A 23,931-nucleotide genomic window follows, 5' to 3' on the forward strand; every position below is an offset into this window, starting at 1 on the left:
AGACTCGTATGTCCAGGGAGGCGTAGTGATCGAACCTGGCAACAGCACCACGAGCACCGGCACGACGCAGAACACGGTGCCCCCCACCGTTCCCCTCACCGTCGGTGTCGAGGAGGAGTTCCTGCTCGTCGACACCCGCACCTTCCGGGTGGTCCCCGCCGCCCCGCTGGTCCTCGCGACGGCCGGCGGGCTGCCCGGCGAGTTGCACCCCGAGGGCACCCGCTACCAGGTGGAGATATCCACCCCGATAGCCCACTCGGCCGCCACGCTGCGCGCCGAGCTCGCCGCCCTGCGGCGCACCCTCGGCCGGGCCGCCCGGGCCCACGGCTGCCGGCTGCTGGCCGCCCCTTCGCCGGTCGTCGCCGTGGAGGGGCCGCTGCACCTGACCGACGACGAGCCGCGCCAGCGCGAGCAGCACCGCCGCTTCGGCGCGCTCACCGACACGCTGGTCAGCTGCGGCCGCCACATCCACATCGGCACGCTCGACGTGGACACGGCGGTGGCCGTGTCCAACCGGATCAGACCCTGGCTGCCCACGCTGATCGCGCTGGCCGCCAACTCGCCGTTCTGGGGCGGCCGTGACACCGGTCACGCCAGCTGGCGGGCGATGGCCTGGTCGGGCTGGCCCTCGGCGGGCCTGCCCCCGCACTTCACGTCCACGGCCCACTTCCGGCGCTCGGTGCAGACCTTGCTCGGCTCCGGGGCGGCCCTGGACACGAAGATGGTCTATTGGGACCTCCGCCCCTCCGGGCACTGGCCGACGCTCGAAATCCGGGCGCCCGACATGTCCCCGGACATCGACTCGGCCGTCCTCCAGGCCGAACTGGCCCGTGCGCTGGTCTCGACGGCGCTGCGCGAGATCGCCGAGCGGCGCCCCGAACCGGCCGTACGGGACGACGTACTGCGCCTCGCGCGCTGGCGGGCGGCCCACGACGGCCTGGAGGGCTTCGGCCTCGACCCGTACACGGGGACGGAACTCCCCGCGGCGGACCTGGCGGAGGCCCTGCTGGACCTGGTCGCCCCGGACCTGGCCGCGGCCGGCGACCTCGACCACGCGGCCAAGACCCTGGCGGGCCTCCTGCGCGACGGCTCGGGCGCCCACCGCCAGCGCGTGGCGTTCGCCCGCCGCCAGGACCTGACGGACGTCCTGCGCCACCTCACGGACGAGACGGAGGACTTCTAGGCCGGGCGGACCCGGGATATGCCAAAGCCACAGGTGCAATCGTTTCTTCACCTGCATCTGCACCTGCGGCTGCGGCAGAGCGGGCGGGACGGGGCACGCCACACCTCCCTGCTCCGCCCGGCTCCGCGTCGGCCAACGACTGCCCGACCGGCTCACCACGCCGCTACCGTTGCCTCTCCGAGGGCCGTCGCGCACCGGCGCGGCCGTGGGGGAACGGGGTGGCGCAATGGCGCGTCTCAAGCATCTGGTCGTCGTGGTTCCGGGCATCGGCGGCAGCCGGCTCCAGACCCCCGAGGGGGTCGCGCGATGGGATCAGCACCGGCGACGCCTCGTCGGCGCGGCCTTCCGGCCGGAGCGGCTCCGGCTCGACCGGCACCCCGCTCTGGTACCGGTCGGGCTGCTGCCCGACATCACCGTCCTCGGCCCGTTCGTCGTACCGGGCTACGACGGCCTGGTCCGCAAGATCCGCAACCACTTCGACGACGTACGGATCGACGTCTCCGTGCCGGGGCGCGACGTCGACACCCGGGCCGACCTCGTTCTGTTCCCGTACGACTTCCGGTACAGCGTCGCGCACGCGGCCGAGCGCCTGGCGGCCGACATCGACGCCCGGCTCGGTGGCGAGCACGCCGGCGCCCGGCGTCGGCGCGTGATCGTCGTGGCGCACTCCATGGGCGGTCTGGTCGCCCGCTACTGGACGGGGCCCCTCGGCGGGGCCGCCGACTGCGCGGCCCTCATCACCCTGGGCACGCCGCACCGGGGAGCCCCCAAAGCCCTGGAAGTGCTGGGGAACGGATTGTCCGTGGGGCGCAAGCGGCTGACGGGCCTGACCGGGGTACTGCGCCAGTGGCCGTCCGCCTACGAACTCCTGCCGCGGTACCCGATGGTGGCGGCGGCCGACGGAGGTCCCGCCCTCATGCCGCACGAGCTCGCGGCGGATGCCACCGAGGCCGCCTCGTTCGCGCAACGGGCGAAACACGCCTTCGAGGTGCACCGCGAGATCGAGACCACCTGGGCCGCGCTGCGGCACGGCCCCGACGAGCCCGAGGTGACGGCCGTGTTCGGACGCGGCCACACCACCCTCCAGCACGCCCTGCTCCCGGCCTCCGGCACCGGGCTGACCGTGCGGAAGGAAGCGGCGCACTGGCTGCCCAACCGCGACTGGCACGGCGACGGTACCGTGCCGGCGATCTCGGCCATCCCCATCGAGCTGGACGACCCGCGCGCCCGGCGGGCCGTACCGGAGCGGCACCTGGCCCTGGGTTCCTCGTCGGTGGTGGTCGACGTACTGGCCGAATACGAGGGCGAGCCCCTGGACGCCGTGCGGGGCGACGCCCCCGACCGGCCGTGGCTGGGTCTCGACCTGGAGGAGACGGCCGCGACCGGGGAACCCGTACCGGTCGAGGTGGCCCTGCACGGCACGACCGCCGACGAGCGCACCCGGGTCCAGGTCCGGGCGCGTCCCCAGGACGGCCGCAAGGAGGGCGGCACGCCGTGGCTGCCGTGCACCGGGACCGGTGACGGCAGGTGGCACGGAGACCTGCCGCCGCTCGCCGCGGGGGCCTACACCGTCGAGGTCGCGGCCGGCGGGGTACCGGTCGTGGGCCGCCTCGGGGTCCACGACGTCATGGGCGTGCTCGACCCGGAGACCGCCGATGACGACGCGGAACGGAAGGCGGACGCGTGACCACCGCATGGCGCCGGTGGGCGGACGGTGACGCCAGGGCCCTGATCGAATACGTCCAGCGCCGGCGCCAGGGCGAGAACACGCACGGGACACCGGCCGACCTGCTCGGCACCAGCATGCCCGCTCCCGGCGTCGGGCCCCCGCTGGCGCGTGCGCGTTCCCTGTACGAGGCCTTCGCCGCCGCCGGCGTCCAGTACGCCGACGAGCCGACCACCAGCGACCCCGGCCGACAGACGGTCCGGCCGCCCGACCAGGTCCTCAGCCGCCCGCGCCACGGCACCTGCCTGGACCTGGCGGTCGCGTTCGCCGGAGCCTGCCTGGACGCCGGGGTCCATCCGCTGGTCATCGTCCTCTCCGGCGCCCGGCCCGGCGATCCGGCCCACGCACTGGTGGCCGTATGGCTCGACGGCGACTGGTCCAACCGGGCCCACCGCGACTACCGCATCACCGAAGAGGACCCCGACTGGACGACGCTACCGGCGGACTTCGTCGACCAGCTAGCCGAAGACGGGGAATCCGGCGGCGCGTTCCTCGCCGTCGACATCACCGGGGTCGCCGCCCGCGCCGACGCGGTCGACCCCAGGCGGCGCGAACGCCAGACCTGGGATCAGGCCGTCGCGCACGGCACGGAACTGCTCCGCGGGGCGGCCGAGGACCGCTGGAAGGTGACGCTCGACGTCGGGCTGGGATACGAACAGACCGAACCCCACCCGCTGCCCCACCGGCCCACCACGGACGTGCTCGCTCCGCCCTATCTCCCGGTTCCGCAGGACGAGGGACACGACAGCGGCCCGCTGCGCCTCCTGTGGGCCCGCCACGACGCCATCCGCTACCACCCCAGGGACGAACTGGACTTCCTCCGCGACTGGTTCCAGGCACCGGACCCGCTCGGGCCGCGGACCCGGATCGCACTGCTCCACGGCGTCGGCGGGGCGGGCAAGACCCGCCTGGCGGCGGAGCTGGCTCATCAGCTCGCGGCCACGAACTGGTACACCGGCTTCCTCGTCCGTGATCCGGATTCCCTTGACCGGGCCTGGCTGGGCGACGTCGAGTCACCGTTGCTCGTGGTGGTCGACTACGTGGAGGACCGCAAGTCCGCCGACGTCATCAACGTCCTGCGCACACTGCGCCACCGGACGGCCCCCACCTGCCTGCTGCTGACCGCGCGCACCGTGAGCGGCTGGTGGGAGGAGGAGATCGCGGTGGCCCTCAAGGAGGACGGGCATCCGTACGTCCTGCACGACAGCGCGCTGCAGGCCCGCCACCCGCGCCAGACCGGCGTCTACCGTTCGGCGCTGCGCTCCTTCGGCGGATCCGAGCTGGCCGCTCTGGGCCACCAGCCGCCCCCGGACCCGAACTCGGGCCGGTGGACCACGCTGGACCTGGTGATGCTGGCCTGGCTCGACGCCCAGCCGGAGGACACCGGCAAGACGCCGGACTCGGAGGAGAAGCTCTACGAGAAGATCCTCGACCACGAAATGGGCTACTGGGTACGGGCGTACCAGTCCCAGATCGGCAAACCGTCGAAGCGGACGAAGGCGATCCTGCGCGAGGCGGGCGCCTGCCTCAGCCTCGTGGCGCCGACGGAGGAACGCCTCGACCACACGCTGAACGCGATCGGTGAGCTCTCCGCCGACGCCGGCCGCCGCGACCAGATAGCGGCGCTCTTCGCGGACCTCCTGCCGTCAGCCCCGGAGGACGGCACGCTGGCGGTCCGGCCGGACCCGCTGGGCTCCCATCTGGCGGCCGGCGTCTTCGGCGCCGACCACGACCTGCTCCGACGGTGTCTGGGCGCGGCGGACACCCAGGAGCGGCTGAACGCGTGCGTGAGCGTGTCCCGCTTCTCCAAGGCGGACGGCGGAACCACCGCGACGGCCGTGGCGCAGGTCGCCCTGGACACGGTCCCCGACTTCTGGCGGCCGGCCCTCGCGGTGGCGAGCACGCAGGGCGGCGTGTTCGTCCGGGCACTGGAACGGCTCGCGGCAGCCGAAGGAACGCCCCTGCCCCTGGCAGAACTGGCCGCCACGGTGCCCTCGGGCCACAGCAACCTACGCGGCCTCGCATTGATCGCCACCGAGGGATCGCAACCGGAGGACTCCTCCGACCTCTCCGAATCGGGCCGGGCCTCCCGGGCGGTGTGGCTGAACAACCTCTCGGTTCGGCAGAGCGAGACCGGGGACAACGCCGCCGCTCTGGCCTCCATCACCGAGGCCGTCCAGATCTACCGCGGCCTCGCCGAACGGGATCCCGAGACCTTCCTCCCCTACCTCGCCGGATCCCTCAACAACCTCTCCAGCCGGCAGAGCGAGCTCGGTGACCACACGGCGGCGCTCGCCACGATCACGGAGGCCGTCGAGATCCGCCGGACCGTGGGCCAGGACAACCCCTCCCGCCTCCCCGACCTCGCCTCCGCCCTCAACAACCTGTCCGTCCAGCAGAGCAACACCGGCGACCGCACAGGAGCCCTGACCTCCATCACCGAAGCCGTCGAGATCCGCCGGACCCTCAGCCGCGACGACTCCCGCTTCCTCGCCGGGCTCGCCGGTTCGCTCAACAATCTCGCCAATCAGCAGAATGACAACGGCGACCGCACAGGAGCCCTGACTTCCAGCACCGAAGCCGTGAAGATCTACCGCGCCCTCACGCGAGACGACCCCGCCGCCTTCCTCCCCGACCTCGCGTCGGCCCTCAACAACCTCTCCATCCAGCAGGGCGCCACGGGAGACCGCACGGCGGCCCTGGACTCCTGCACCGAAGCCGTGAGCATCTACCAGGCACTCGCCGAGGGAAACCCGGGCGCTTTCCTTCCCTACCTCGCCGCCTCCCTCAACAACGTCGCCGTGCAGCAGAGCAACACCGGCGACCGAGCAGGGGCCCTGGCCTCCAGTACCGAGGGCGTCGCGCTCTACCGCATGCTGGCCACGGACAATCCGGGCGCATTCCTCCCCGACCTCGCCGCCTCCGTCAACAACCTGTCCGTCCAGCAGAGCAACACCGGCGACCGTGCCGGGGCCCTCGCGACGATCACCGAAGCCGTCCAGCTCTACCGGACCCTGGCCGCCGACAACCCGGCGGCTTCCCTCCCCCACCTCGCCGGGTCCCTGAACAACCTCTCCATCCGGCGGGGCGAGATCGGCGACCGTGCCGGGGCCCTCGCGACGATCACCGAAGCCGTCCAGCTCTACCGCAGGCTCGCCACCGAGAACGCGGCGGCCTTCCTCCCCGACCTCGCCTCCGCCCTCAACAACCTCGCCGTCCAGCAGGGCGAGATCGGCGACCGTGCCGGGGCCCTCGCGACGATCACCGAAGCCGTCCAGCTCTACCGCACGCTCGCCACCGAGAACGCGGCGGCCTTCCTCCCCGACCTCGCCTCCTCCCTCAACAACCTCGCCGTCCAGCAGAGCGAAGCCGGAGACAGGGCTGCGGCCCTGGCTTCCAGCATCCGAGCGGTCGAGCTCTACCGCACGCTCCCCCGCGACAATGCGGCGGCCTTTCTCCCGGACCTCGCCTCCGCCCTCAACAACCTCTCGATCCAGCAGCGCAACAGCGGCGACCCTGCGGGGGCCCTCGCAACGAGCACCGAAGCCGTCCAGCTCTACCGCACCCTGGCCAACAAGAACCCGGGCGCCTTCCTCCCCAACCTCGCCGGATCCCTCAACAACCTCTCGACCCAGCAGGGCAACACCGGCGACCCTGCGGGGGCCCTCGCAACGAGCACCGAAGCCGTCCAGCTCTACCGCACCCTGGCCAACAGCAACCCGGGCGCCTTCCTCCCCAAACTCGCCTCCGCCCTCAACAACCTCTCGACCCGGCACACCGGCGACCCTGCGGGGGCCCTCGCAACGAGCACCGAAGCCGTCCAGCTCTACCGCACCCTGGCCGACAGCAACCCGGGCGCCTTCCTCCCCAACCTCGCCGGATCCCTCAACAACCTCGCCAACAAGCAGAGCGAGAAGGGCGACCACAGCGCGTCCCTGATCTCCAGCACCGAAGCCGTAGCCATTCGCCGCACCCTGGCGGCTGAGAACCCGGGCGCCTTCCTGCCCGACCTCGCCGGATCCCTCAACAACCTGGCCAACAGGCAGAGTGCCACCGGCGACCGTGCGTCGGCGCTCGTGACGATCACCGAAGCCGTCCAGCTCTACCGCGCCCTGGCCGCCGAGAACCCGGGAGCCTTCCTCCCCGACCTCGCCAAATCCCTCAACAACCTCGCTCTTCAACAAGCGGTCGTCGGCGACCGGTCGGCCGCCTTTCGCTCTGCAGCCGAGGCTACAGAGATCGTCCGCGGTCTCGCCCAGGCCAACCCCACAGCGTTCCTGCCCCTCCTCGCCGCGTCCCTCGACACCCTCTACATGAACGGGCACGAAAGCGTGACCGAGGCTCTGCACATATCCGAGGGGGTCCTCCCGGTGCTCCCTTCAGGGCAGCAAGCCGAGCTCCTCGCGCGCCGTGCAGGGTGGCGCGCCACCCTCGGCGACCACGCCGGTACGGTGGCCGATCTACTGACTGCCATCGCATGCGCAGAGGCCACGAACGACCCGGTGGACATGGGGCTGGCCCGTCGCGCCGTCCGGGGTCTCGTGTCCGCCCTGGAGCAGGACACGTCGAGGCGGCACATCCTCGACCAGCTTCCGTCCAACCTGCCGGACTGGTCGCGGGAAGACCTTTCCGATGAGGCCGTCGAGCTGTTCAACAAGTGGCTTTCCCAGCCAAGTCTGAAGGGCCGGGCCGACCTCCTCGAGCACCAGTACCCGACCCTCGCGGCCCCCGAGACACACCGCGTCCTTCGCCTCGCGTGCAGCCTCTACCCGGAAGCATCCGGACTGAGCAGCCTGGTCAACCTGCTCGACCTGGCGGCCGAGCAGGGGCTCGCCAAGGTCCTGGGCGATCTCCGTCGTTTCGACACCACGACGGCCCTGGTCCACGACTGGCTCGCCACTCCGTCGTGGCAGGACGACATGGAGTATCTGGTTCGTCATCCCGACCTGCTGAATGACCCGCTCGTACGGGCGCTGCTCTCGCAATGGAGCGGAGACCTCGCGTCGCTCCAGCATCTGGGCATCCTCCGCCTCGGCGACCTGCTCCCGCTGCCGGACGTCTACGACATCGTCACCGACCCGTCCACCGCGAACGACACCGCCATGACCTTCATCGACGAGGGTCGGCCCGAGGTCCTGCCCTTCCTGTTGGCCGCGGCCCCGGACCTGCAGGAGGCGCCGTTCACCGCGCCCTACCTCCTCGCCGTCCTTCGCCTCTTCGAAGAAACGACTCCCCCGTCGCCCGAGCCGCCACCTGCCCCGGAACTCATCACGCAGGCCGCCGCTCAGGGCTCCGAAGTCCAACGCGGAGCCGGCGCGGCGCGGCTGCGGCGGCTGGCGCAGCGACGCCCGGAACACAGCGCCGCGCTCCTCGAACTCGCCGATCTGCTCGTCAGTGCCGTCCCTGCCGCGGAATCCGTCCGTGACACCCGGTGAGGCGCTGCCCGCCGCCGCGGACCCCACACGCGCCCTGTCCCTGCCCGAGATCACCTACCTGAACAACGTAGGTGCGCTCTTCCGCTCCGCGCCCGGTTACCGGGCGTCCCAGGACGCGCTGGACACGGCCCTGCGGGCGGCGGAGCGGTTCCGTGCCGAAGGGGTGGCCTGGCCGGAGATCACGCGTGCCCTCGGCATCCCGCAGGACGAACTGCGCCACCGATTGGCGGAGACCACCCGGAAGCCGCACCCGGGCCTCCCCGCCCCGGGGGTGCCGGCCACGCGGACGCACTGGCACGCGCCCCCCTTCGCGGGGCTGATGGACCAGCAGGGTTCGTCCTCGATCTCCACACCGTCGCCGCAGAGCTTCTTCTCCCCCACCCCCACCCCGTCGCCGGCCTACGAGGCGAACGTGATCACACCCTCGGCCCTCACCAGACGGCTGCTCTTCATCGCGGGCGATCCCCGGCCCGGGCGCAACAACTTCGGCCCCGAGGTGGCCGAGATCCGGGCCGTGCTCTCCGGGAGCTACGTCGGCGTGACGGAGATGTCGTCCGCCTCACTCGCCGAGTTCAGTCCCGCCCTGGACCTCCACGCCCCCGCGGCCCTGCACGTCGCGGCCCACAGCTCCTTCGGGGGGATCCACCTCACCCAGGCGGGCGGCGACCTGTGCGTCGCCCTGGAGGCTTTCGTCGAGCAGATCGCCCGGGTGCGCCTCCCGCCGCGGCTGGCCGTGCTGAACTTCTGCCACTCGTCCGCGCTGGCCGCCGAGATGGCCCGCACCGTCACCACGGTGATCGGCTGGCCCCATTCCCTGAGCGACCACGAGGCCCGGACGTTCACCGGCCAGCTGTACCGGTCCCTGGTCACGCGGCGCTCGGTCGGCGAGAGCTGCAAGGACGCGGAGGCGGCTCTGGCGGGGCCGCACCCGGACGCCCCTCCACCCGACCTCTACGGCTCGGCCGTGACCCACGTCTTCTGAACCCCGCGGCCGCCCGCGGTGAGGAGAAGGGGCGGAAACGACATGTGTCCCGCCCGGAAAGTCCGGGCGGGACACACGTGCCGACGGGCCAGAACGTTTCTCCTGACCTGCTGCGCTGTGGGGCGGGTGGGACTCGAACCCACGGCCGACGGATTATGAGTCCGCTGCTCTAACCGGCTGAGCTACCGCCCCTTCACGGCGTGGCGCGTACACGTGTGCGCGCCGTCTGCCGCAGCATAGCCGCTCATACGATCTCCTGCCTCGGATGCCTCGCATGATCGGCTTCGCCTGTTCAGAGAGACCGCGCTGAAGGCTGTCCGGTTCCCGGACGGGGCGACAAAGAAAAGAAGAGGACCCCGTGGGGCCCTCTTCTTCTTCCTTGCTCCCCCGGCTGGACTCGAACCAGCAACCCTCCGGTTAACAGCCGAATGCTCTGCCAATTGAGCTACAGGGGACCGCGCTCCCCCGACTGGACTCGAACCAGTAACCTGCCGGTTAACAGCCGGCTGCTCTGCCAATTGAGCTACAGGGGATTGCTGCGGTGCATCGAACAGCCCACCTCCGGCCTTGCCGGGGGGCGAGTGCCCGTTGCGAGTCATAGATTAGCGCAAGCAGGGGGGTGCTCCGCCAATCGGTTTCACCAGCGGGCCGGGCACCACACGACGAAGGGTGGCAGGCATGCGGTACAAGGTCACGTTCGTGGTCGGACTGGCCCTCGGGTACGTGCTCGGAACCCGGGCCGGACGCGAGCGCTACGAGCAGCTACGGAAGTCCGCACGGCAGATCGCGCAGAACCCCGCGGTGCGCAACGCCGCCGAGACCGCCGGCCAGACCGGGCGCGAGTTCGCCGGGAAGGCCTTCACCGCGGTGAGCCAGAAGGTCGGCGACGCCGTCCCGGACTCGATCACCGGGCGGGTACGCGGACTGCGCGACCGGATCGGTGGCGGCGGCGCCGACGACGACTGGGGCACCAGCAACACCTAGACCCACAGGTCCGCGCGCCGGGGCCCACGGGATCCATGAGGTTCCGGGGGCTCCGGAGCGGTCGAGACCGGCCCCGCGTGCGGCAGAATCCTCCACATGGGGATAGTCGCCGGGCTGGACAGCTCTTCCGCGTTCACACGCATCGTCGTCTGTGACACCGAGACCGGCGCCGTGCTGCGCCAGGGGTACGCGCCCCATCCGCAGCCCACGGCCGAACCGGACGGCGCAAGTCCCCATGAGACCGATCCGCAGGCCTGGCTGCTCTCGCTCGGCGAGGCCGCCGGCGGCGGGCTCCTCGAAGGGGTCCAGGCCATAGGGGTCTCGGCCCAGCAGCACGGTCTGCTGCCGCTGGACCCGCAGGGCGGGCTGGTACGTCCCGCCCTCGTCGGCAACGACAAGCGCGGCCAGGTCGCCGCCGCCGACCTCATCGAGGCCTTCGGCGGCCGGCATCCCTGGGTCGAGGCGGTGGGCTCGGTCCCGCACGCCGCGCAGCCCGTGGCGAAGCTCGCCTGGCTGGCCCGCACCGAGCCCGAGGCGGCCCGCCGGATCGCCGTGGTGATGTCCCCGCACGACTGGCTGGTCTGGCAGCTGCTGGGCCGACCGGCCCGGCGGACCACCGACCGCGGCGGCGCCTCCGGCACCGGGTACTGGTCCGCGGCCACCGGAAGCTGGCGCCCGGACCTGGTCGAGCTGGCGCTCGGCCACCGGGCACTGCTGCCCGAGGTGCTCGGCCCGGCCGATGCCGCCGGGACCACGCCCGAGGGGCTGCTCATATCCGCCGGCACCGGCGAGACGATGGCCGCCGCGCTCGGGCTGGGACTCGGCCCCGGCGACGCGGTGGTCTCGCTCGGTGCCTCCGGTTCGGTGATGGCGGTGCACCACGAGGCGGTGTCGGAGCCGGGCGGGCTCGTCACCTCCCTGGCCGACGCCACCGGCATGCACCTGCCCGTGGTGAACACCTCCAATGCCGTAAGGGCCCTGCGCGGCACCGCCGAGCTGCTCGGCACCGATCTGGAGGGGCTGTCCGAGCTCGCGCTGAAGTCGACGCCGGGCGCGCACGGCCTCGTACTGCTGCCGTACCTGGAGGGCGAGCGGACGCCGAACCTGCCGCACAGCGCCGGCACCCTGTCCGGGCTGCGCAGGGACTCGATGAAGCCGGAGCACCTGGCCCGCGCCGCCTTCGAGGGCATGCTGTGCGGGCTGGTGGACGCGCTGGACGTGCTGCGCTCGCGTGGGGTCGAGATCCGCCGGGTGTTCCTGCTGGGCGCGGCGGCCGAGCTGCCCGCCGTACAGGCCGCGGCCCCCGGGCTGTTCGGCACCCAGGTCGTGGTGCCGGCGCCGGCGGACTACGCGGCGCTGGGCGCGGCGCGCCAGGCGGCCTGGGCGCTGGGGGTGGCACAGGGCACGCTGGCCCCGCACACCCCTCCGGTCTGGCCGGCACCCGCGGCCCAGGTCTTCGAGCCGGGCGAGGAGTTCCCGGCGTGGCAGGCCGTGCGCCAGCAGTACATCGCGACGCGGGAGCAGATCCACCCCGGGGCGTTCCAGGGGCCCGACCGGCACAACGCTCCCTAGGTCGCGGGTCGGGGCGGACTGGTCCTTTTGACCGGCCTTTGCGAAATCCGGTGGGGATCAGGGGGCCGGTTGGCCCAATATGGGTTGACCCCTCGATCGTGCCGACCGGAGCCTGCGCGTGCTCATACGACTTCTGCGGACCCATCTGGGTCCGTACCGCAAACCCATCGCGGTGCTGGTCCTGCTGCAACTGCTGCAGACCAGCGCCAGCCTCTACCTGCCCACCCTCAACGCCGACATCATTGACAACGGTGTCGTCAACGGTGACACCGGCTACATCCTGCGCTTCGGCGCACTGATGCTCGGTGTCTCCCTCGTCCAGCTCGTCTGCAACGTCGGCGCCGTCTACTACGGGGCCCGTACCGCCGCGGCCGTCGGCCGGGACCTCCGCGCCGCCGTCTTCGACCGCGTGCAGAGCTTCTCGGCGCGGGAACTCGGCCAGTTCGGCGCGCCCTCGCTGATCACCCGTACGACGAACGACGTCCAGCAGGTCCAGATGCTGGTGCTGATGACCTTCACCCTGATGGTCTCGGCACCCATCATGTGCGTCGGCGGCATCGCCATGGCGCTCTCGCTCGACGTGAAGCTGTCGGGCGTACTGCTCGCCGTGGTCCCCGTGCTCGGGATCTCGGTCGGCGCCATCGTCTTCAGGACGCGGCCACTGTTCCGCCAGATGCAGGAGCGGCTGGACACCGTGAACCGGGTGCTGCGCGAGCAGATCACCGGCAACCGGGTGATCCGCGCCTTCGTCCGCGACGACTACGAGAAGGACCGCTTCCGGGAGGCCAACGCCGACCTGACCGGCGTCTCGCTGGCCGCCGGCAAGCTCCTGGCGTACATGTTCCCCACCGTCATCGTGGTCGTGAACATCTCCAGCGTCGCCGTGATCTGGTTCGGCGCCATGCGCGTCGACAGCGGCGGCATGGAGATCGGCCAGCTGACGGCCTTCCTCGCCTACCTGATGCAGATCGTGATGGCCGTGATGATGGCCACCTTCATGTTCATGATGGTGCCGCGCGCCGAGGTCTGCGGCGAGCGCATCCAGGAGGTCCTGGACACCGAGTCCAGCGTGGTCCCGCCCAAGGACCCGGTGCGCGAACTCGTCCGCCGCGGGCGCCTGGAGCTGCGCGGCGCCGACTTCCGCTACCCGGGCGCCGAGGCGCCGGTGCTGCGCGGGGTGGACCTGGTGGCCCGCCCCGGCGAGACCACGGCGGTGATCGGCTCCACCGGAAGCGGCAAGTCCACGCTGCTGGGCCTGGTCCCGCGGCTGTTCGACGCGACCGGCGGCGAGGTCCTCGTCGACGGGGAGGACGTGCGCGCGCTCGACCCGGAGCTGCTGGCCAAGACGGTCGGCATGGTGCCGCAGAAGCCGTACCTGTTCTCCGGAACCATCGCCTCCAACCTGCGCTACGGGCGCCCGGACGCGAGTGACGAAGAGCTCTGGCAGGCGCTGGAGGTGGCCCAGGCCAAGGAGTTCGTCTCCGCGCTGGAGGGTGGCCTGGAGGCTCCCGTCGCCCAGGGCGGAACCAATGTCTCCGGCGGCCAGCGCCAGCGTCTGGCCATCGCCCGCACGCTGGTGCAGCGCCCGGAGATCTACCTCTTCGACGACTCCTTCTCCGCCCTGGACTACGCGACGGATGCGGCGCTGCGCGCGGCGCTCGCCCGCGAGACCGAGGAGGCGACCGTGGTCATCGTGGCCCAGCGGGTCTCCACGATCCGCGACGCCGACCGGATCATCGTTCTGGACGAGGGCCAGGTCGTGGGCGAGGGCCGCCACCACGAGCTGATGGCCGGCAACGAGACCTACCGGGAGATCGTGCTCTCCCAGCTGACGGAGGCGGAGGCCGCATGAGCGGGCCCGGAGGACGGATCATGATGGGGCCGGCCCAGCGGTCCATGGACTTCAAGGGCTCGGGAAAGCGGCTGCTGCGTCAGCTCGCCCACGACCGGGCCAAGATCTGGGGCATGGTCGCGGCCGTCGTCGGCAGTGTCGGCTGCGCCGTGGTGGGCCCGAAGATCCTCGGTGAGGCCACCGACCTGGTGTTCGCGGGGATCGTCGGCCGGGAGATGCCGGCCGGGACCACCAAGCAGCAGGCACTGGACGGGCTGCGGGCCCGGGGCCAGGACGGTATGGCGGACATGCTCGCCGGTACCGACTTCACCCCGGGGCAGGGCATCGACTTCGGCGCCGTCGGCGTCGTGGCGATCTGGGCGCTGGTGGTCTTCACCCTGGCCGGCCTGCTGATGCTGGTCGCGACGCGGCTGTCGAACCACGTCATGAACGGCACCGTCTACCGGATGCGTGAGGAGCTGCAGTCGAAGCTGTCGCGCATGCCGCTGTCGTACTTCGATCAGCAGAAGCGCGGCGAGGTGCTGAGCCGGGCCACGAACGACATCGACAACATCGGCCAGACGCTCCAGCAGACGATGGGCCAGCTGCTGAACTCGCTGCTGACCATCGTCGGCGTGCTCGTGATGATGTTCTGGATCTCGCCGCTGCTGGCGCTGGTCGCGCTGATCACCGTACCTCTGTCGATCTTCGTCGCGGCGAAGATCGGGAAGAAGTCGCAGCCGCAGTTCGTGGCCCAGTGGAAGTCGACCGGCGCGCTCAACGCCCACATCGAGGAGATGTACTCGGGGCACAACCTGGTCAAGGTCTTCGGCCGGCAGAAGGAGTCCGCGGCCGTCTTCGCCGAGCAGAACGAGGCGCTGTACCGGGCCTCCTTCAAGGCGCAGCTGGTCAGCGGCATCATGCAGCCGGTGATGTTCTTCATCTCGAACATCAACTACGTGCTGATAGCCGTCGTCGGCGGGCTCCGGGTCGCGTCCGGCACGCTGTCGATCGGTGACGTGCAGGCCTTCATCCAGTACTCGCGGCAGTTCTCGATGCCGCTGACGCAGGTCGCCTCGATGGCGAACCTCGTGCAGTCCGGTGTCGCCTCCGCGGAGCGGGTCTACGAGCTGCTGGACGCGGCGGAGCAGGAGCCGGACGCCGAGGTTCCGGAGCGTCCCGAGGACCTGCGCGGTCAGGTCACCTTCGACAAGGTGGCCTTCCGCTACGAGCCGGACAAGCCCCTGATCGACAACCTCTCGCTCACGGTTGAGCCGGGCCACACGGTCGCGATCGTCGGCCCGACCGGCGCCGGCAAGACCACGCTGGTCAATCTGCTGATGCGGTTCTACGAGGTCACGGGCGGGGAGATCGCCCTCGACGGGGTGGACATCGCGAAGATGACCCGCGAGCAACTGCGCAGCGGCATCGGCATGGTGCTCCAGGACACCTGGCTGTTCGGCGGCACCATCGCCGAGAACATCGCCTACGGTGCTTCGCGCGAGGTCACGCGCGCCGAGATCGAGGCGGCGGCGCGGGCCGCCCACGCCGACCGGTTCATCCGCACCCTGCCGGACGGCTACGACACCGTGCTGGACGACGAGGGGGCGGGCGTCAGCGCGGGCGAGAAGCAGCTGATCACCATCGCCCGGGCGTTCCTGTCGGACCCGGTGATCCTGGTGCTCGACGAGGCGACGAGCTCGGTGGACACCCGTACCGAGGTGCTGATCCAGAAGGCGATGGCGCGCCTCGCGCACGGCCGTACGTCCTTTGTGATCGCGCACCGGCTGTCCACGATCCGCGACGCGGACGTGATCCTGGTGATGGAGAGCGGCTCGATCGTGGAGCAGGGCACGCACGAGGAGCTCCTGGCCTCGAACGGCGCGTACGCCCGGCTGTACGCGGCGCAGTTCGCGCAGGCGGTGGCCGAGGTCGACTAGACGGTCGGCAGCGCGCGTCGCACGGCGGAGGGGCACTGGGGTACGGGCACGTACTCGGGTGCCCCTCCGCCGTCGTTAGCATGGCGGCATGGCATTGGACGTGGTGATTCGCCCGGCCCGGGCGGAGGACGAACGCGAGATACTGGAGCTGCTCCGCTCGGCATGGTCCCGCGTGAGCGAACCCGGACCCGAGCGCCCGGCCGACGCGGCCGTCTTCGACGAGCGGCATCCCGTGGAGAGCTTCATCGTCGCGGAACGCGGGCAGAGGATCGTCGGATACGTCGCCCAGGCCCCGGCCAGCCCCCTCGAATCCAACCGGCACGTCCGTCACGTCCAAGGACTGGCGGTCCTCGCGTCCGCCCGCGGCAGCGGGGTCGGGCAGGCCCTCGTCGAAGCCGCCTGCGCCGCCGCCCGGGCCGGTGGTGCCCGCCGCATGAACCTGCGCGTCCTCGGCCACAACCGGCCCGCGCAGCAGCTCTACCGGCGGTGCGGCTTCGCCGTGGTGGGTGTCCTGCCCGGGGAATTCCTTCTGGACGGGGCCTATGTCGACGACGTGTGGATGAGCCGGCGCCTGTCCGACTCCCCTGAGCCGGCGCACCCGTAACGGTGGCAACGGAGCGGGGGCGCCTGGCGGGGCGCCCCCTTTTCCGTCGGTCCGTCGGTCCGTCGGTCCGTCAGTCCAGGTAGCCGCGGAGCTGGTCGGCGAAGGCGTGGTCGCGGAGCTTGTTGAGGGTCTTGGACTCGATCTGGCGGATCCGCTCGCGCGTCACGCCGAAGATCCGGCCGATCTCCTCCAGGGTGCGGGGCCGCCCGTCGGCCAGGCCGTAGCGCAGCTGCACGACTTTGCGCTCGCGCTCGCCGAGGGTGGACAGGACGGCTTCCAGGTGCTCGCGCAGCAGGAAGAAGGCGGCCGACTCCACGGGCGAGGCGGCGTCCCCGTCCTCGATGAGGTCGCCGAGCGCGACGTCGTCCTCCTCGCCCACCGGGGCGTGCAGGGAGACCGGCTCCTGGGCGAGGCGGAGCACCTCGAGGACCCGCTCGGGGGTCAACTCCAGGTGGACCGCCACCTCTTCGGCCGTCGGCTCGTACCCGCGCTCCTGGAGCATGCGGCGCTGCACCCGGACGACCCGGTTGATCAGCTCGACCACGTGGACGGGGACGCGGATGGTCCGGGCCTGGTCGGCGAGGGCCCGGGACATCGCCTGCCTGATCCACCAGGTGGCGTAGGTGGAGAACTTGTACCCGCGGGCGTAGTCGAACTTCTCGACGGCCCGGATCAGCCCGAGGTTCCCCTCCTGTACGAGGTCGAGCATGGTGAGCCCGCGGCCCACGTACCGCTTGGCGACGGAGACGACGAGCCGCAGGTTCGACTCGATGAGACGCCGCTTGGCCATCCGCCCCATGACGACGAGCTTGTCGAGGTCGAGGGCGAGCTGGGAGTCGAGGTCGGGGGTGTTGCCCAGCTTCTCCTCCGCGAACAGGCCGGCTTCGACGCGTCGCGCGAGGTCCACCTCCTCGGCGGCGGTGAGCAGCGGGATCCTGCCTATCTCGCGGAGGTACTGCCGGAACAGATCGGCGGACGGGCCCGCTCCGCCTCCACTGTCGCTGTTGCTGCGCCTGCGCTGCACGGGCACCGGCTCGATGAGTTCCAGTACCTCGGGCTCTTCGTCCACGGCCTTGGCCTCCGAGGACTCGCTCACGTTCACGGTCAGGGTCCGGGTCTGCACGGGGGCGACCTCCAGGGCTCCGAGGACGGGGGCACCGCACCTCAGTGTGGGGTACGACACATCGCGGCCACGAGGGGCGTGCGAGCACTTTCTGAGTCCGGTGCGTGACCGGATGGTTACCCCCCGGCGGGAATCCCGATGCGGCTCGGACGCATGTCCGAGATGATCGGCCCCATGGCGGAGTGCGAGACCCGTGTGACGGTGCGCTGTGCGGACGCGGCCGAGCCGGCGCGGCCCGACGCCTGGGCCGGGGACGGGAGTTGAAGGTCACGCACCTCCTGCCGGCCCGAGGCCGGACGGTCTCCCGGCCGATGCTGCCCCTGCCGGACCGCACGGGGCACGAGCGGTCGGCGCCGCGGGGGTCTCCGGCTCCGCCGCGTCCTGCGGCGAGCGGCTGCCGGCCGCCCTGGCGCCGACCCTCGCGGGGGGCTAGGCCGGCTCGACGCGGACCGCGCAGACCTTGAATTCCGGCATCCGGGACACCGGGTCGAGTGCCGGGTTGGTCAGGGAGTTGGCGCGACCCTCGCCCGGCCAGTGGAAGGGCATGAAGACGGTGTCCGCCCGGATGGTGTCGGTGATGCGGGCCGGGGCCACCGCGCGGCCCCGGCGGGAGGTCACGGCGAGGGGGCTGCCGTCGACCGCGCCGATCCGGGCGGCCAGCCGCGGGTGCAGTTCCACGAAGGGGCCGGGGGCGGCCGCGTTGAGCTCGTCCACCCGGCGGGTCTGGGCTCCCGACTGGTACTGGGCGACCACCCGGCCGGTGGTGAGCAGCAGCGGGTAGTCCGCGTCGGGGACCTCGGCGGCGTCGCGGTGGGAGACGGGGACGAAGCGGGCCCGGCCGTCATCGGTGGCGAAGCGGTCCAGGAAGAGGCGCTCGGTCCCGGCGGAACCTTCGGGGCAGGGCCAGAAGACGCCCTGTTCGGCCTCGATCCGGGCGTAGGTGATGCCGGAGTAGTCCGCCGGGCCGCCGGCCGATGCGCGGCGCAGCTCCTCGAAGACCTCCTCCGGTTCCGTGGGGAATCCCTTCTCGACGCCGAGGCGGGTGGCCAGTCCGTGCAGGACGTCGAGGTCGCTGCGGACCCCCGGCGGCGGGGTCAGGGCGCGGCGGCGGAGCAGGACGCGGCCCTCCAGATTGGTGGTGGTGCCGCTCTCCTCCGCCCACTGGGTGACCGGAAGGACCACGTCCGCGAGGGCCGCCGTCTCGGAGAGGACGACGTCGGCGACCGCGAGGAAGTCCAGGGAGCGGATGCGGTCCTCGATGTGGGATGCGCGGGGGGCCGAGACCACCGGGTTCGAGCCCATCAGGAGCAGGGCCTTCACGTCCGTGCCGAGGGCGTCGAGGAGTTCGTAGGCGCTGCGGCCCGGTCCGGGGAGGCTGTCGGGGTCGACGCCCCAGACCTCGCCGACGTGGGCGCGGGCCGCCGGGTCGGTGAGCTTGCGGTAGCCGGGGAGCTGGTCGGCCTTCTGGCCGTGCTCGCGGCCGCCCTGGCCGTTGCCCTGCCCGGTGAGGCAGCCGTAGCCGGAGAGCGGGCGGCCGGCCCGGCCGGTGGCGAGGCACAGGTTGATCCAGGCGCCGACGGTGTCGGTGCCCTTGGACTGCTGCTCGGGGCCCCGGGCGGTGAGGACCATGGCGGATTCCGGGGCGCAGAACAGGTCGGCGGCCTCGCGGAGCCTGGGGACCGGTACCCCGGTGATGCGTTCCACCAGTTCCGGCCAGTGGGCCATCGCGGCGGCCCGGGCCTGCTCCCAGCCGGTGGTGCGGGCCGCGATGAACTCCTCGTGGGTGCGGCCTTCCGCGACGATCAGGTGGAGCAGGCCGAGGGCGAGGGCGAGGTCGGTGCCGGGGCGCGGGGCGAGGTGCAGGTCGGCCTGTTCGGCGGTGCGGGTGCGGCGCGGGTCGATGACGACGAGGGTGCCGCCGTTCGCCCTGAGCTCGGTGAGGTAGCGCAGGGCGGGCGGCATGGTCTCGGCCAGGTTCGAGCCGACGAGGATCACGCAGCCGGTGCGCGGGATGTCCTCCAGCGGGAAGGGCAGCCCGCGGTCGAGCCCGAAGGCCCGCTGGTGGGCGGCGGCGGCCGAGGACATGCAGAAGCGGCCGTTGTAGTCGATCTGCGAGGTGCGCAGGGCGACGCGGGCGAACTTGCCGAGCGCGTAGGCCTTCTCGTTGGTGAGCCCGCCGCCGCCGAAGACGCCGACGGCGTCCGGCCCGTACGAGCGGCCCGTGCGGGAGAGGCCCTCGGCGACGGCGTCGAGGGCCTCCTCCCAGGTGGCCGGCTCCAGCCGCCCGGCGTGGGTGCGGACGAGCGGCTCGGTCAGGCGCACCCGGGAGGAGAGCACGGCGGGGGCGGTGCGGCCCTTGCCGCACAGCGCGCCCCGGTTGACGGGGAAGTCGGCCCGCTCCTCCACGGTCACGGTGGCGCCGCCTTGTTCGGGGCGGAGCCGCATCCCGCACTGCAGGGCGCAGTACGGGCAGTGCGTGTCGGTGGCGGAGTCGGAGGTGCGCATGGCCCCAGCGTGCGCCGCCGGTGTTACACGGGCCGCCGCCCCGCGTTACGGCCCTGGGTGCTCCGCCTCAGCGCCGGCCGCCGGCCCCGGTGAGGCGGCGGCCCGGGTCGGCGTGAGGCCCGCCGTGAGGGCCGCGGTGAGCGCCGGCCGCAGCTCGGGCCGGTCGAGGACCTCCACGCACATGATCCGCTGACCTTGGTCCTGATCTTCCTGTTCCACAGGCCGGACCGTAGTCCGGCGCCCCGCCGGGGCACGTGAATAAACGGCGGTCGGAGCCGAGCGCCGGGGCACTCACTGCCCCGTCAGGTACTTCACCGTCAGGCCGGCCGTCCAGCCGCCGTCGACGGCGAGTTCGGCGCCCGTCATGTACCCGGCGGCGTCCGAGAGGAGGAAGGCGATCGCGGCCGCGATCTCCTCGGGTACGCCGACGCGGCCCAGCGGGGTCCCGGGGTAGTTGCCCGCACCCTCCCGCTCTCGTGTTCCAGGAACTGGCCGGTGGATATGCCCGCGTTGTTCACCAGGCCGTCGATGCGGCCGAACTCGGCGACCGCGTACTCCAGGGCCGCCTGCCAGTCGGCCTCGCTCGTCACGTCGTGCCGGACGAAGCGCGCCGCGTCCCCGAGCTTCGCGGCCGTCCCGGCGCCCTCCGCCTCCAGCACGTCGGTGATCAGCACCCGGCCGCCGCCGTCCACGACGGCCTGTGCGGCTGCGGCGCCCAGGCCGCGGGCCCCACCGGTGATGACGACGACCTTGCCGCTCAGATCCACGACAGCCACGGTTCCACACCCCTGATGCTCGCGTACGGGACTGACCGGCATATGACTAATCGGCATAGTCGGCGCCGCGTCAGCCTGCCAGAGCGGCCAGGGCCCGCGACACCCCTTCCTCCTTCGGTCCCAGGAAGTGCGGGGCGGGCTTGAAGGCCGCGTCCAGCGCCGCCTTGCCCGCCGCGAAGACCTCGCGGGTCTCGCCGTAGTACCAGGTGGCGTCGTGCACGTCGGCCACTCCGACGCCGTACGAGTCCAGGCCCGCCGCCTGGCACAGGGCGACGGCCCGGCGGATGTGGAAGCCCTGGGTGACCAGCACGGCCCGCTTCACGCCGAAGATCTCCTTGGCCCGTACGCAGGAGTCCCAGGTGTCGAAGCCCGCGTAGTCGCTGACGATCTGGGTGTCCGGCACCCCCTGGCGCGTGAGGTACGTCCGCATCGCGTTCGGCTCGTCGTACTCGGTGCGGCTGTTGTCCCCGGTGACCAGGACGACCTTCACCTTGCCGGTGCGGTAGAGCTCGGCGGCGGCGTCGAGCCGGTCGGCCAGGTAGGGAGTGGGCTGCCCCCGCCACAGACCCGCACCGAACACCACGGCCACTTCGGCGGCGGGCGCGTCGGCCGTGGTCCGCAGCCGGTCTGCGGCCACCGCGTGCATCCACGCCGAGGGCAGCAGCGCCAGCACGCACCCCGCCATGACGGTCTGCACCACCAGCCGCCGCGTCCGTACGCTGCGCAGCGCCGCCACCGCCCGGCTCCACTCGATTCTCGGCAGGCGCGGTCGGCGCATCATCCATCCCCTGGTGTCTCGGCTGCTGGTCCGCTGGTCAGGACGCGTACGGGCGCCGTGCGGTTCACCCGGGCCCGCGTGCCGGGCGGGCAGCCCGCGCGCCGGCACTTGCTCCGGCACCGGCTCCGGCACTTGCTCCGGCACCCGATCCGGCACCGGCTCCGACATCCGCGCCGGCCGCCGTGTGAGCACCCGGCAAACACCCGTCATCCCCGCGCAACGCACCGGCAATCTCGGGCGCGCAGGATCGATTCATGACGGAGCCGGTGCACCCTCCCGAATTTCCCGCCCTCCCCTTCGACAGTACGGCCGAGCTGCTCGGCCGCATCACCCTCCAGCTGGGCACCCAGCTCAGCGGCCTGCGCCGACCCGGAGTCCGCCCATGCAGCCCACCCTCGTCGCCGTGGCCCACGGCAGCCGCGACCCGCGCGCCCTGCACACCGCCCGCGCCCTCCTCGAACGGGTCCGCGAGCTCCGCCCGCGCCTCGACGTCCGGCTCGGCCACGTCGAGCTGAACGAGCCGCTGCTCGACGACACCCTGAGCGGACTGTCCGGTTCGGCGGTGCTCGTCCCGCTGCTGCTCGGCCGCGGGTACCACGTCAAGCGTGATCTCCCGGCCGCCGCCGCCCGGGCCGGTCACCTGCTCACCCGCGTCGCAGCCCCGCTGGGCCCGCATCCGCTGCTCGTCGAGGCGCTGTACGAGCGGCTCCTGGAAACGGGCTGGACCCCGGCACCCGGTTCGGCCGTCGTGCTGGCCGCCGCCGGTTCCCGCGACCCCGACTCGGCGGCCGACACCCGGCGCACCGCCGCCCTGCTCTCCGAACGCCTCGGCGGCGTCCCCGTGACCCCCGCCTATGCCTCCGCCGCCGCGCCGAGCGCCCCCGACGCGGTCCGGGCCCTCGCCGCCCGCGGCCACCACCGGATCGCCGTGGCCTCGTACTTCGCCGCTCCCGGCCGCTTCGCCACCCAGACCGCGGCTGCCGCGCAGGGCCCCGCCGCCGCCCCGCTGGGCGACCACCCGGCCCTGGCCCGCCTGTTGCTGCACCGCTACGACGAGGCCCGCGCCCTCCCCCTCGACCTGGCACGGCCGGAACTGCTCTCCGCCTGATCCCGATTTGTCAGAGGTTCCGGTTACCGTCTAGTCATGGAAGGCACCACGCACGCCCTCACCGACGACCAGCACGGCCTCTACGACGCGGCCGACACCGAGCGATGGGCCACGGAGCCCGACAAACGGCCCGGCCGGACCGCCTTCCAGCGCGACCGGGCCCGCGTGCTGCACTCCGCCGCGCTGCGCCGGCTCGCCGGGAAGACCCAGGTCGTCACCCCGGGCAGCCGTTCGTACGACTGGGACGCGAGCCCCCGTACCCGCCTCACCCACTCGCTGGAGTGCGCCCAGGTCGGGCGGGAGCTCGGCGCCGCGCTCGGCTGCGACCCCGACCTCGTCGAAGCGGCCTGCCTCTCCCACGACATGGGCCACCCGCCCTTCGGCCACAACGGCGAGGAGGCGCTCAACGAGTTCGCCAAGGACTGCGGGGGCTTCGAGGGCAACGCCCAGTCGCTGCGCCTGCTGACCCGCCTGGAGCCCAAGCGCTTCGTGCCCGATCCGGCGAGCGGGGAACTCGTCAGCGTCGGCCTCAACCTCACCCGGGCCTGCCTGGACGCCGCCACCAAGTACCCGTGGGCGCGCGGCGACCACCCCACCGACCCCGACTCGGTGAAGTTCGGCGCGTACGAGGACGACCTGCCGGTCTTCGCCTGGCTGCGCCGCGGCGCGCCCGCGGACCGCAAGTGCTTCGAGGCCCAGGTCATGGACTGGGCCGACGACGTCGCGTACTCCGTCCACGACTTCGAGGACGGCCTGCACGCCGGCCACCTCGACCCCAACCTCCTCTTCTCGGAGCCCGAGCGCACGGCTATCTGGCAGGTCGCCATCGGCCGGTACGTCCCCGCCGACACCGCGCCCGAGGAGCTGCGGGCCGCCCTCGACCGACTGATGGAGGAGGAGTGGTGGCCGCACGGGTACGACGGCTCGGCCGTCGCCCAGGCCCGGCTGAAGGACGCCACGAGCCAGCTGATCGGCCGGTTCTGCCTGGCCGCCGAGGGAGCCACGCGGGAGGCGTACGGCTCCGGCCGCCTCACCCGGTACGGCGCCGAACTGGTGGTCCCGCGCGAGGCGCGCAACGAGTGCGCGGTGCTCAAGGCGGTCGCCGACCTGTACGTCATGCAGCGCGACGAGCAGGAACGGATCCGCGCCGACCAGCGCATCGTCCTGGCCGAACTGGCGGAGGCGCTCAGCGCCCGCGCGCCCGAGGGGCTGGACCCGCAGTTCCGGGCGGCCTTCGACGCGGCCCCGGACGACCGGGCCAGGAAAAGGGCGGTCATCGACCAGATCGCGTGCCTCACGGACGCATCCGCCCGTTCCCTTCACGCACGCCTCACCCGGCGCGGCCGACGCGCCGAAAGGTGAGCTGATCGAGCCACTCCCCCTT

The 23,931-nt window shown here is 72.3% G+C and carries 16 protein-coding genes, 3 tRNA genes and 1 pseudogene; 11 read left to right on the forward strand and 9 right to left on the reverse strand.

The genetic code is table 11. The annotated features are described in order from the left end of the window. Nucleotides 1-25 precede the first annotated feature (25 nt). The 4 genes from IE257_RS02655 to IE257_RS02670 all read left to right on the forward strand — a co-directional run bounded on the left by IE257_RS02655 (nt 26) and on the right by IE257_RS02670 (nt 9,326). Complete coding sequence (locus IE257_RS02655) at nt 26-1,183, forward strand: carboxylate-amine ligase (RefSeq protein ID WP_189964087.1); 1,158 nt, start codon at nt 26-28, stop codon at nt 1,181-1,183. A 226-nt stretch (nt 1,184-1,409) separates the two neighbouring features. Further along, a complete protein-coding gene (locus IE257_RS02660) occupies nt 1,410-2,870 on the forward strand; it encodes a lipase/acyltransferase domain-containing protein (protein WP_189964089.1) in 1,461 nt (486 codons plus the stop codon). Beyond that, a complete protein-coding gene (locus IE257_RS02665; protein WP_189964091.1) occupies nt 2,867-8,344 on the forward strand; it encodes a tetratricopeptide repeat protein in 5,478 nt (1,825 codons plus the stop codon). Before IE257_RS02660 ends, IE257_RS02665 begins: the two co-directional genes overlap by 4 nt. Beyond that, nucleotides 8,331-9,326 carry a CHAT domain-containing protein gene (locus tag IE257_RS02670; protein WP_189964093.1) on the forward strand — a complete coding sequence of 332 codons (996 nt, stop codon included), beginning with the start codon at nt 8,331-8,333 and terminating at the stop codon, nt 9,324-9,326. Before IE257_RS02665 ends, IE257_RS02670 begins: the two co-directional genes overlap by 14 nt. A gap of 118 nt (nt 9,327-9,444) precedes the next feature. Here IE257_RS02670 and IE257_RS02675 read toward each other — a convergent pair. From IE257_RS02675 to IE257_RS02685, 3 genes are all read right to left on the reverse strand, one after another. Next, nucleotides 9,445-9,518 (reverse strand) — tRNA-Ile (locus IE257_RS02675). A gap of 190 nt (nt 9,519-9,708) precedes the next feature. Next, nucleotides 9,709-9,781, reverse strand: a tRNA-Asn gene (locus IE257_RS02680). A gap of 5 nt (nt 9,782-9,786) precedes the next feature. After that, a tRNA-Asn gene (locus IE257_RS02685) sits at nt 9,787-9,859 on the reverse strand. A gap of 145 nt (nt 9,860-10,004) precedes the next feature. Here IE257_RS02685 and IE257_RS02690 point away from each other — a divergent pair. The 5 genes from IE257_RS02690 (at nt 10,005) to IE257_RS02710 (ending at nt 16,257) form a co-directional block, all read left to right on the forward strand. Next, nucleotides 10,005-10,310, forward strand: a complete 306-nt coding sequence (locus IE257_RS02690) for a YtxH domain-containing protein (RefSeq protein WP_189964096.1) — start codon at nt 10,005-10,007, stop codon at nt 10,308-10,310. A 96-nt stretch (nt 10,311-10,406) separates the two neighbouring features. Then, nucleotides 10,407-11,882, forward strand: a complete 1,476-nt coding sequence (locus IE257_RS02695; RefSeq protein WP_189964098.1) for an FGGY family carbohydrate kinase — start codon at nt 10,407-10,409, stop codon at nt 11,880-11,882. Nucleotides 11,883-12,000: 118 nt separating this feature from the next. Beyond that, the gene (locus IE257_RS02700) at nt 12,001-13,734 is read left to right on the forward strand and encodes an ABC transporter ATP-binding protein (RefSeq protein WP_189964100.1); all 1,734 of its coding nucleotides are present in this window, start codon (nt 12,001-12,003) and stop codon (nt 13,732-13,734) included. Beyond that, nucleotides 13,731-15,653 (forward strand): ABC transporter ATP-binding protein, encoded by a 1,923-nt coding sequence (locus IE257_RS02705; RefSeq protein WP_189964102.1) that lies wholly within the window; start codon nt 13,731-13,733, stop codon nt 15,651-15,653. Before IE257_RS02700 ends, IE257_RS02705 begins: the two co-directional genes overlap by 4 nt. A gap of 88 nt (nt 15,654-15,741) precedes the next feature. Beyond that, the gene (locus tag IE257_RS02710) at nt 15,742-16,257 is read left to right on the forward strand and encodes a GNAT family N-acetyltransferase (RefSeq protein ID WP_189964104.1); all 516 of its coding nucleotides are present in this window, start codon (nt 15,742-15,744) and stop codon (nt 16,255-16,257) included. Between the two features lie 70 nt (nt 16,258-16,327). Here IE257_RS02710 and IE257_RS02715 read toward each other — a convergent pair whose 3' ends face one another. From IE257_RS02715 to IE257_RS02735, 6 genes are all read right to left on the reverse strand, one after another. After that, complete coding sequence (locus IE257_RS02715) at nt 16,328-17,440, reverse strand: RNA polymerase sigma factor (RefSeq protein WP_107475574.1); 1,113 nt, start codon at nt 17,438-17,440, stop codon at nt 16,328-16,330. 369 nt (nt 17,441-17,809) lie between these two features. Next, on the reverse strand, nt 17,810-19,885 hold the full coding sequence (locus IE257_RS02720) for a molybdopterin oxidoreductase family protein (protein WP_189964106.1): 2,076 nt from the start codon (nt 19,883-19,885) through the stop codon (nt 17,810-17,812). Between the two features lie 45 nt (nt 19,886-19,930). Further along, complete coding sequence (locus IE257_RS02725; protein WP_189964108.1) at nt 19,931-20,104, reverse strand: hypothetical protein; 174 nt, start codon at nt 20,102-20,104, stop codon at nt 19,931-19,933. A 72-nt stretch (nt 20,105-20,176) separates the two neighbouring features. Further along, nucleotides 20,177-20,296 carry an SDR family oxidoreductase gene (locus IE257_RS39635; protein WP_506357757.1) on the reverse strand — a complete coding sequence of 40 codons (120 nt, stop codon included), beginning with the start codon at nt 20,294-20,296 and terminating at the stop codon, nt 20,177-20,179. Then, nucleotides 20,248-20,718 (reverse strand): SDR family NAD(P)-dependent oxidoreductase, encoded by a 471-nt coding sequence (locus IE257_RS02730; RefSeq protein WP_506357759.1) that lies wholly within the window; start codon nt 20,716-20,718, stop codon nt 20,248-20,250. Before IE257_RS02730 ends, IE257_RS39635 begins: the two co-directional genes overlap by 49 nt. A 13-nt stretch (nt 20,719-20,731) precedes the next feature. Continuing rightward, entirely contained in the window at nt 20,732-21,439 is a 708-nt protein-coding gene (locus IE257_RS02735; protein ID WP_189964771.1) for a SanA/YdcF family protein, read from the reverse strand. 254 nt (nt 21,440-21,693) lie between these two features. On the opposite strand from IE257_RS02735, the pseudogene IE257_RS02740 reads away from it, so the two are divergent. Beyond that, nucleotides 21,694-22,547: pseudogene (locus IE257_RS02740) on the forward strand (sirohydrochlorin chelatase). 36 nt (nt 22,548-22,583) lie between these two features. Beyond that, nucleotides 22,584-23,909, forward strand: coding sequence for a deoxyguanosinetriphosphate triphosphohydrolase (locus IE257_RS02745; protein WP_189964112.1), 1,326 nt, complete (start codon nt 22,584-22,586; stop codon nt 23,907-23,909). Nucleotides 23,910-23,931 lie beyond the last annotated feature (22 nt).

It is taken from the genome of Streptomyces avidinii (assembly GCF_014650695.1).
GTDB classification, from domain to species: Bacteria; Actinomycetota; Actinomycetes; order Streptomycetales; family Streptomycetaceae; genus Streptomyces; species Streptomyces avidinii.

Coding starts and splice junctions, on each gene's coding strand:
- IE257_RS02660 (WP_189964089.1), top strand. CDS start 1,410: ATGGCGCGTCTCAAGCATCTGGTCGTCGTGGTTCCGGGCATCGGCGGC.
- IE257_RS02690 (WP_189964096.1), top strand. CDS start 10,005: ATGCGGTACAAGGTCACGTTCGTGGTCGGACTGGCCCTCGGGTACGTG.
- IE257_RS02695 (WP_189964098.1), top strand. CDS start 10,407: ATGGGGATAGTCGCCGGGCTGGACAGCTCTTCCGCGTTCACACGCATC.
- IE257_RS02705 (WP_189964102.1), top strand. CDS start 13,731: ATGAGCGGGCCCGGAGGACGGATCATGATGGGGCCGGCCCAGCGGTCC.
- IE257_RS02710 (WP_189964104.1), top strand. CDS start 15,742: ATGGCATTGGACGTGGTGATTCGCCCGGCCCGGGCGGAGGACGAACGC.
- IE257_RS02720 (WP_189964106.1), bottom strand. CDS start 19,885: ATGCGCACCTCCGACTCCGCCACCGACACGCACTGCCCGTACTGCGCC.
- IE257_RS02730 (WP_506357759.1), bottom strand. CDS start 20,718: ATGCCGATTAGTCATATGCCGGTCAGTCCCGTACGCGAGCATCAGGGG.
- IE257_RS02735 (WP_189964771.1), bottom strand. CDS start 21,439: ATGCGCCGACCGCGCCTGCCGAGAATCGAGTGGAGCCGGGCGGTGGCG.
- IE257_RS02745 (WP_189964112.1), top strand. CDS start 22,584: ATGGAAGGCACCACGCACGCCCTCACCGACGACCAGCACGGCCTCTAC.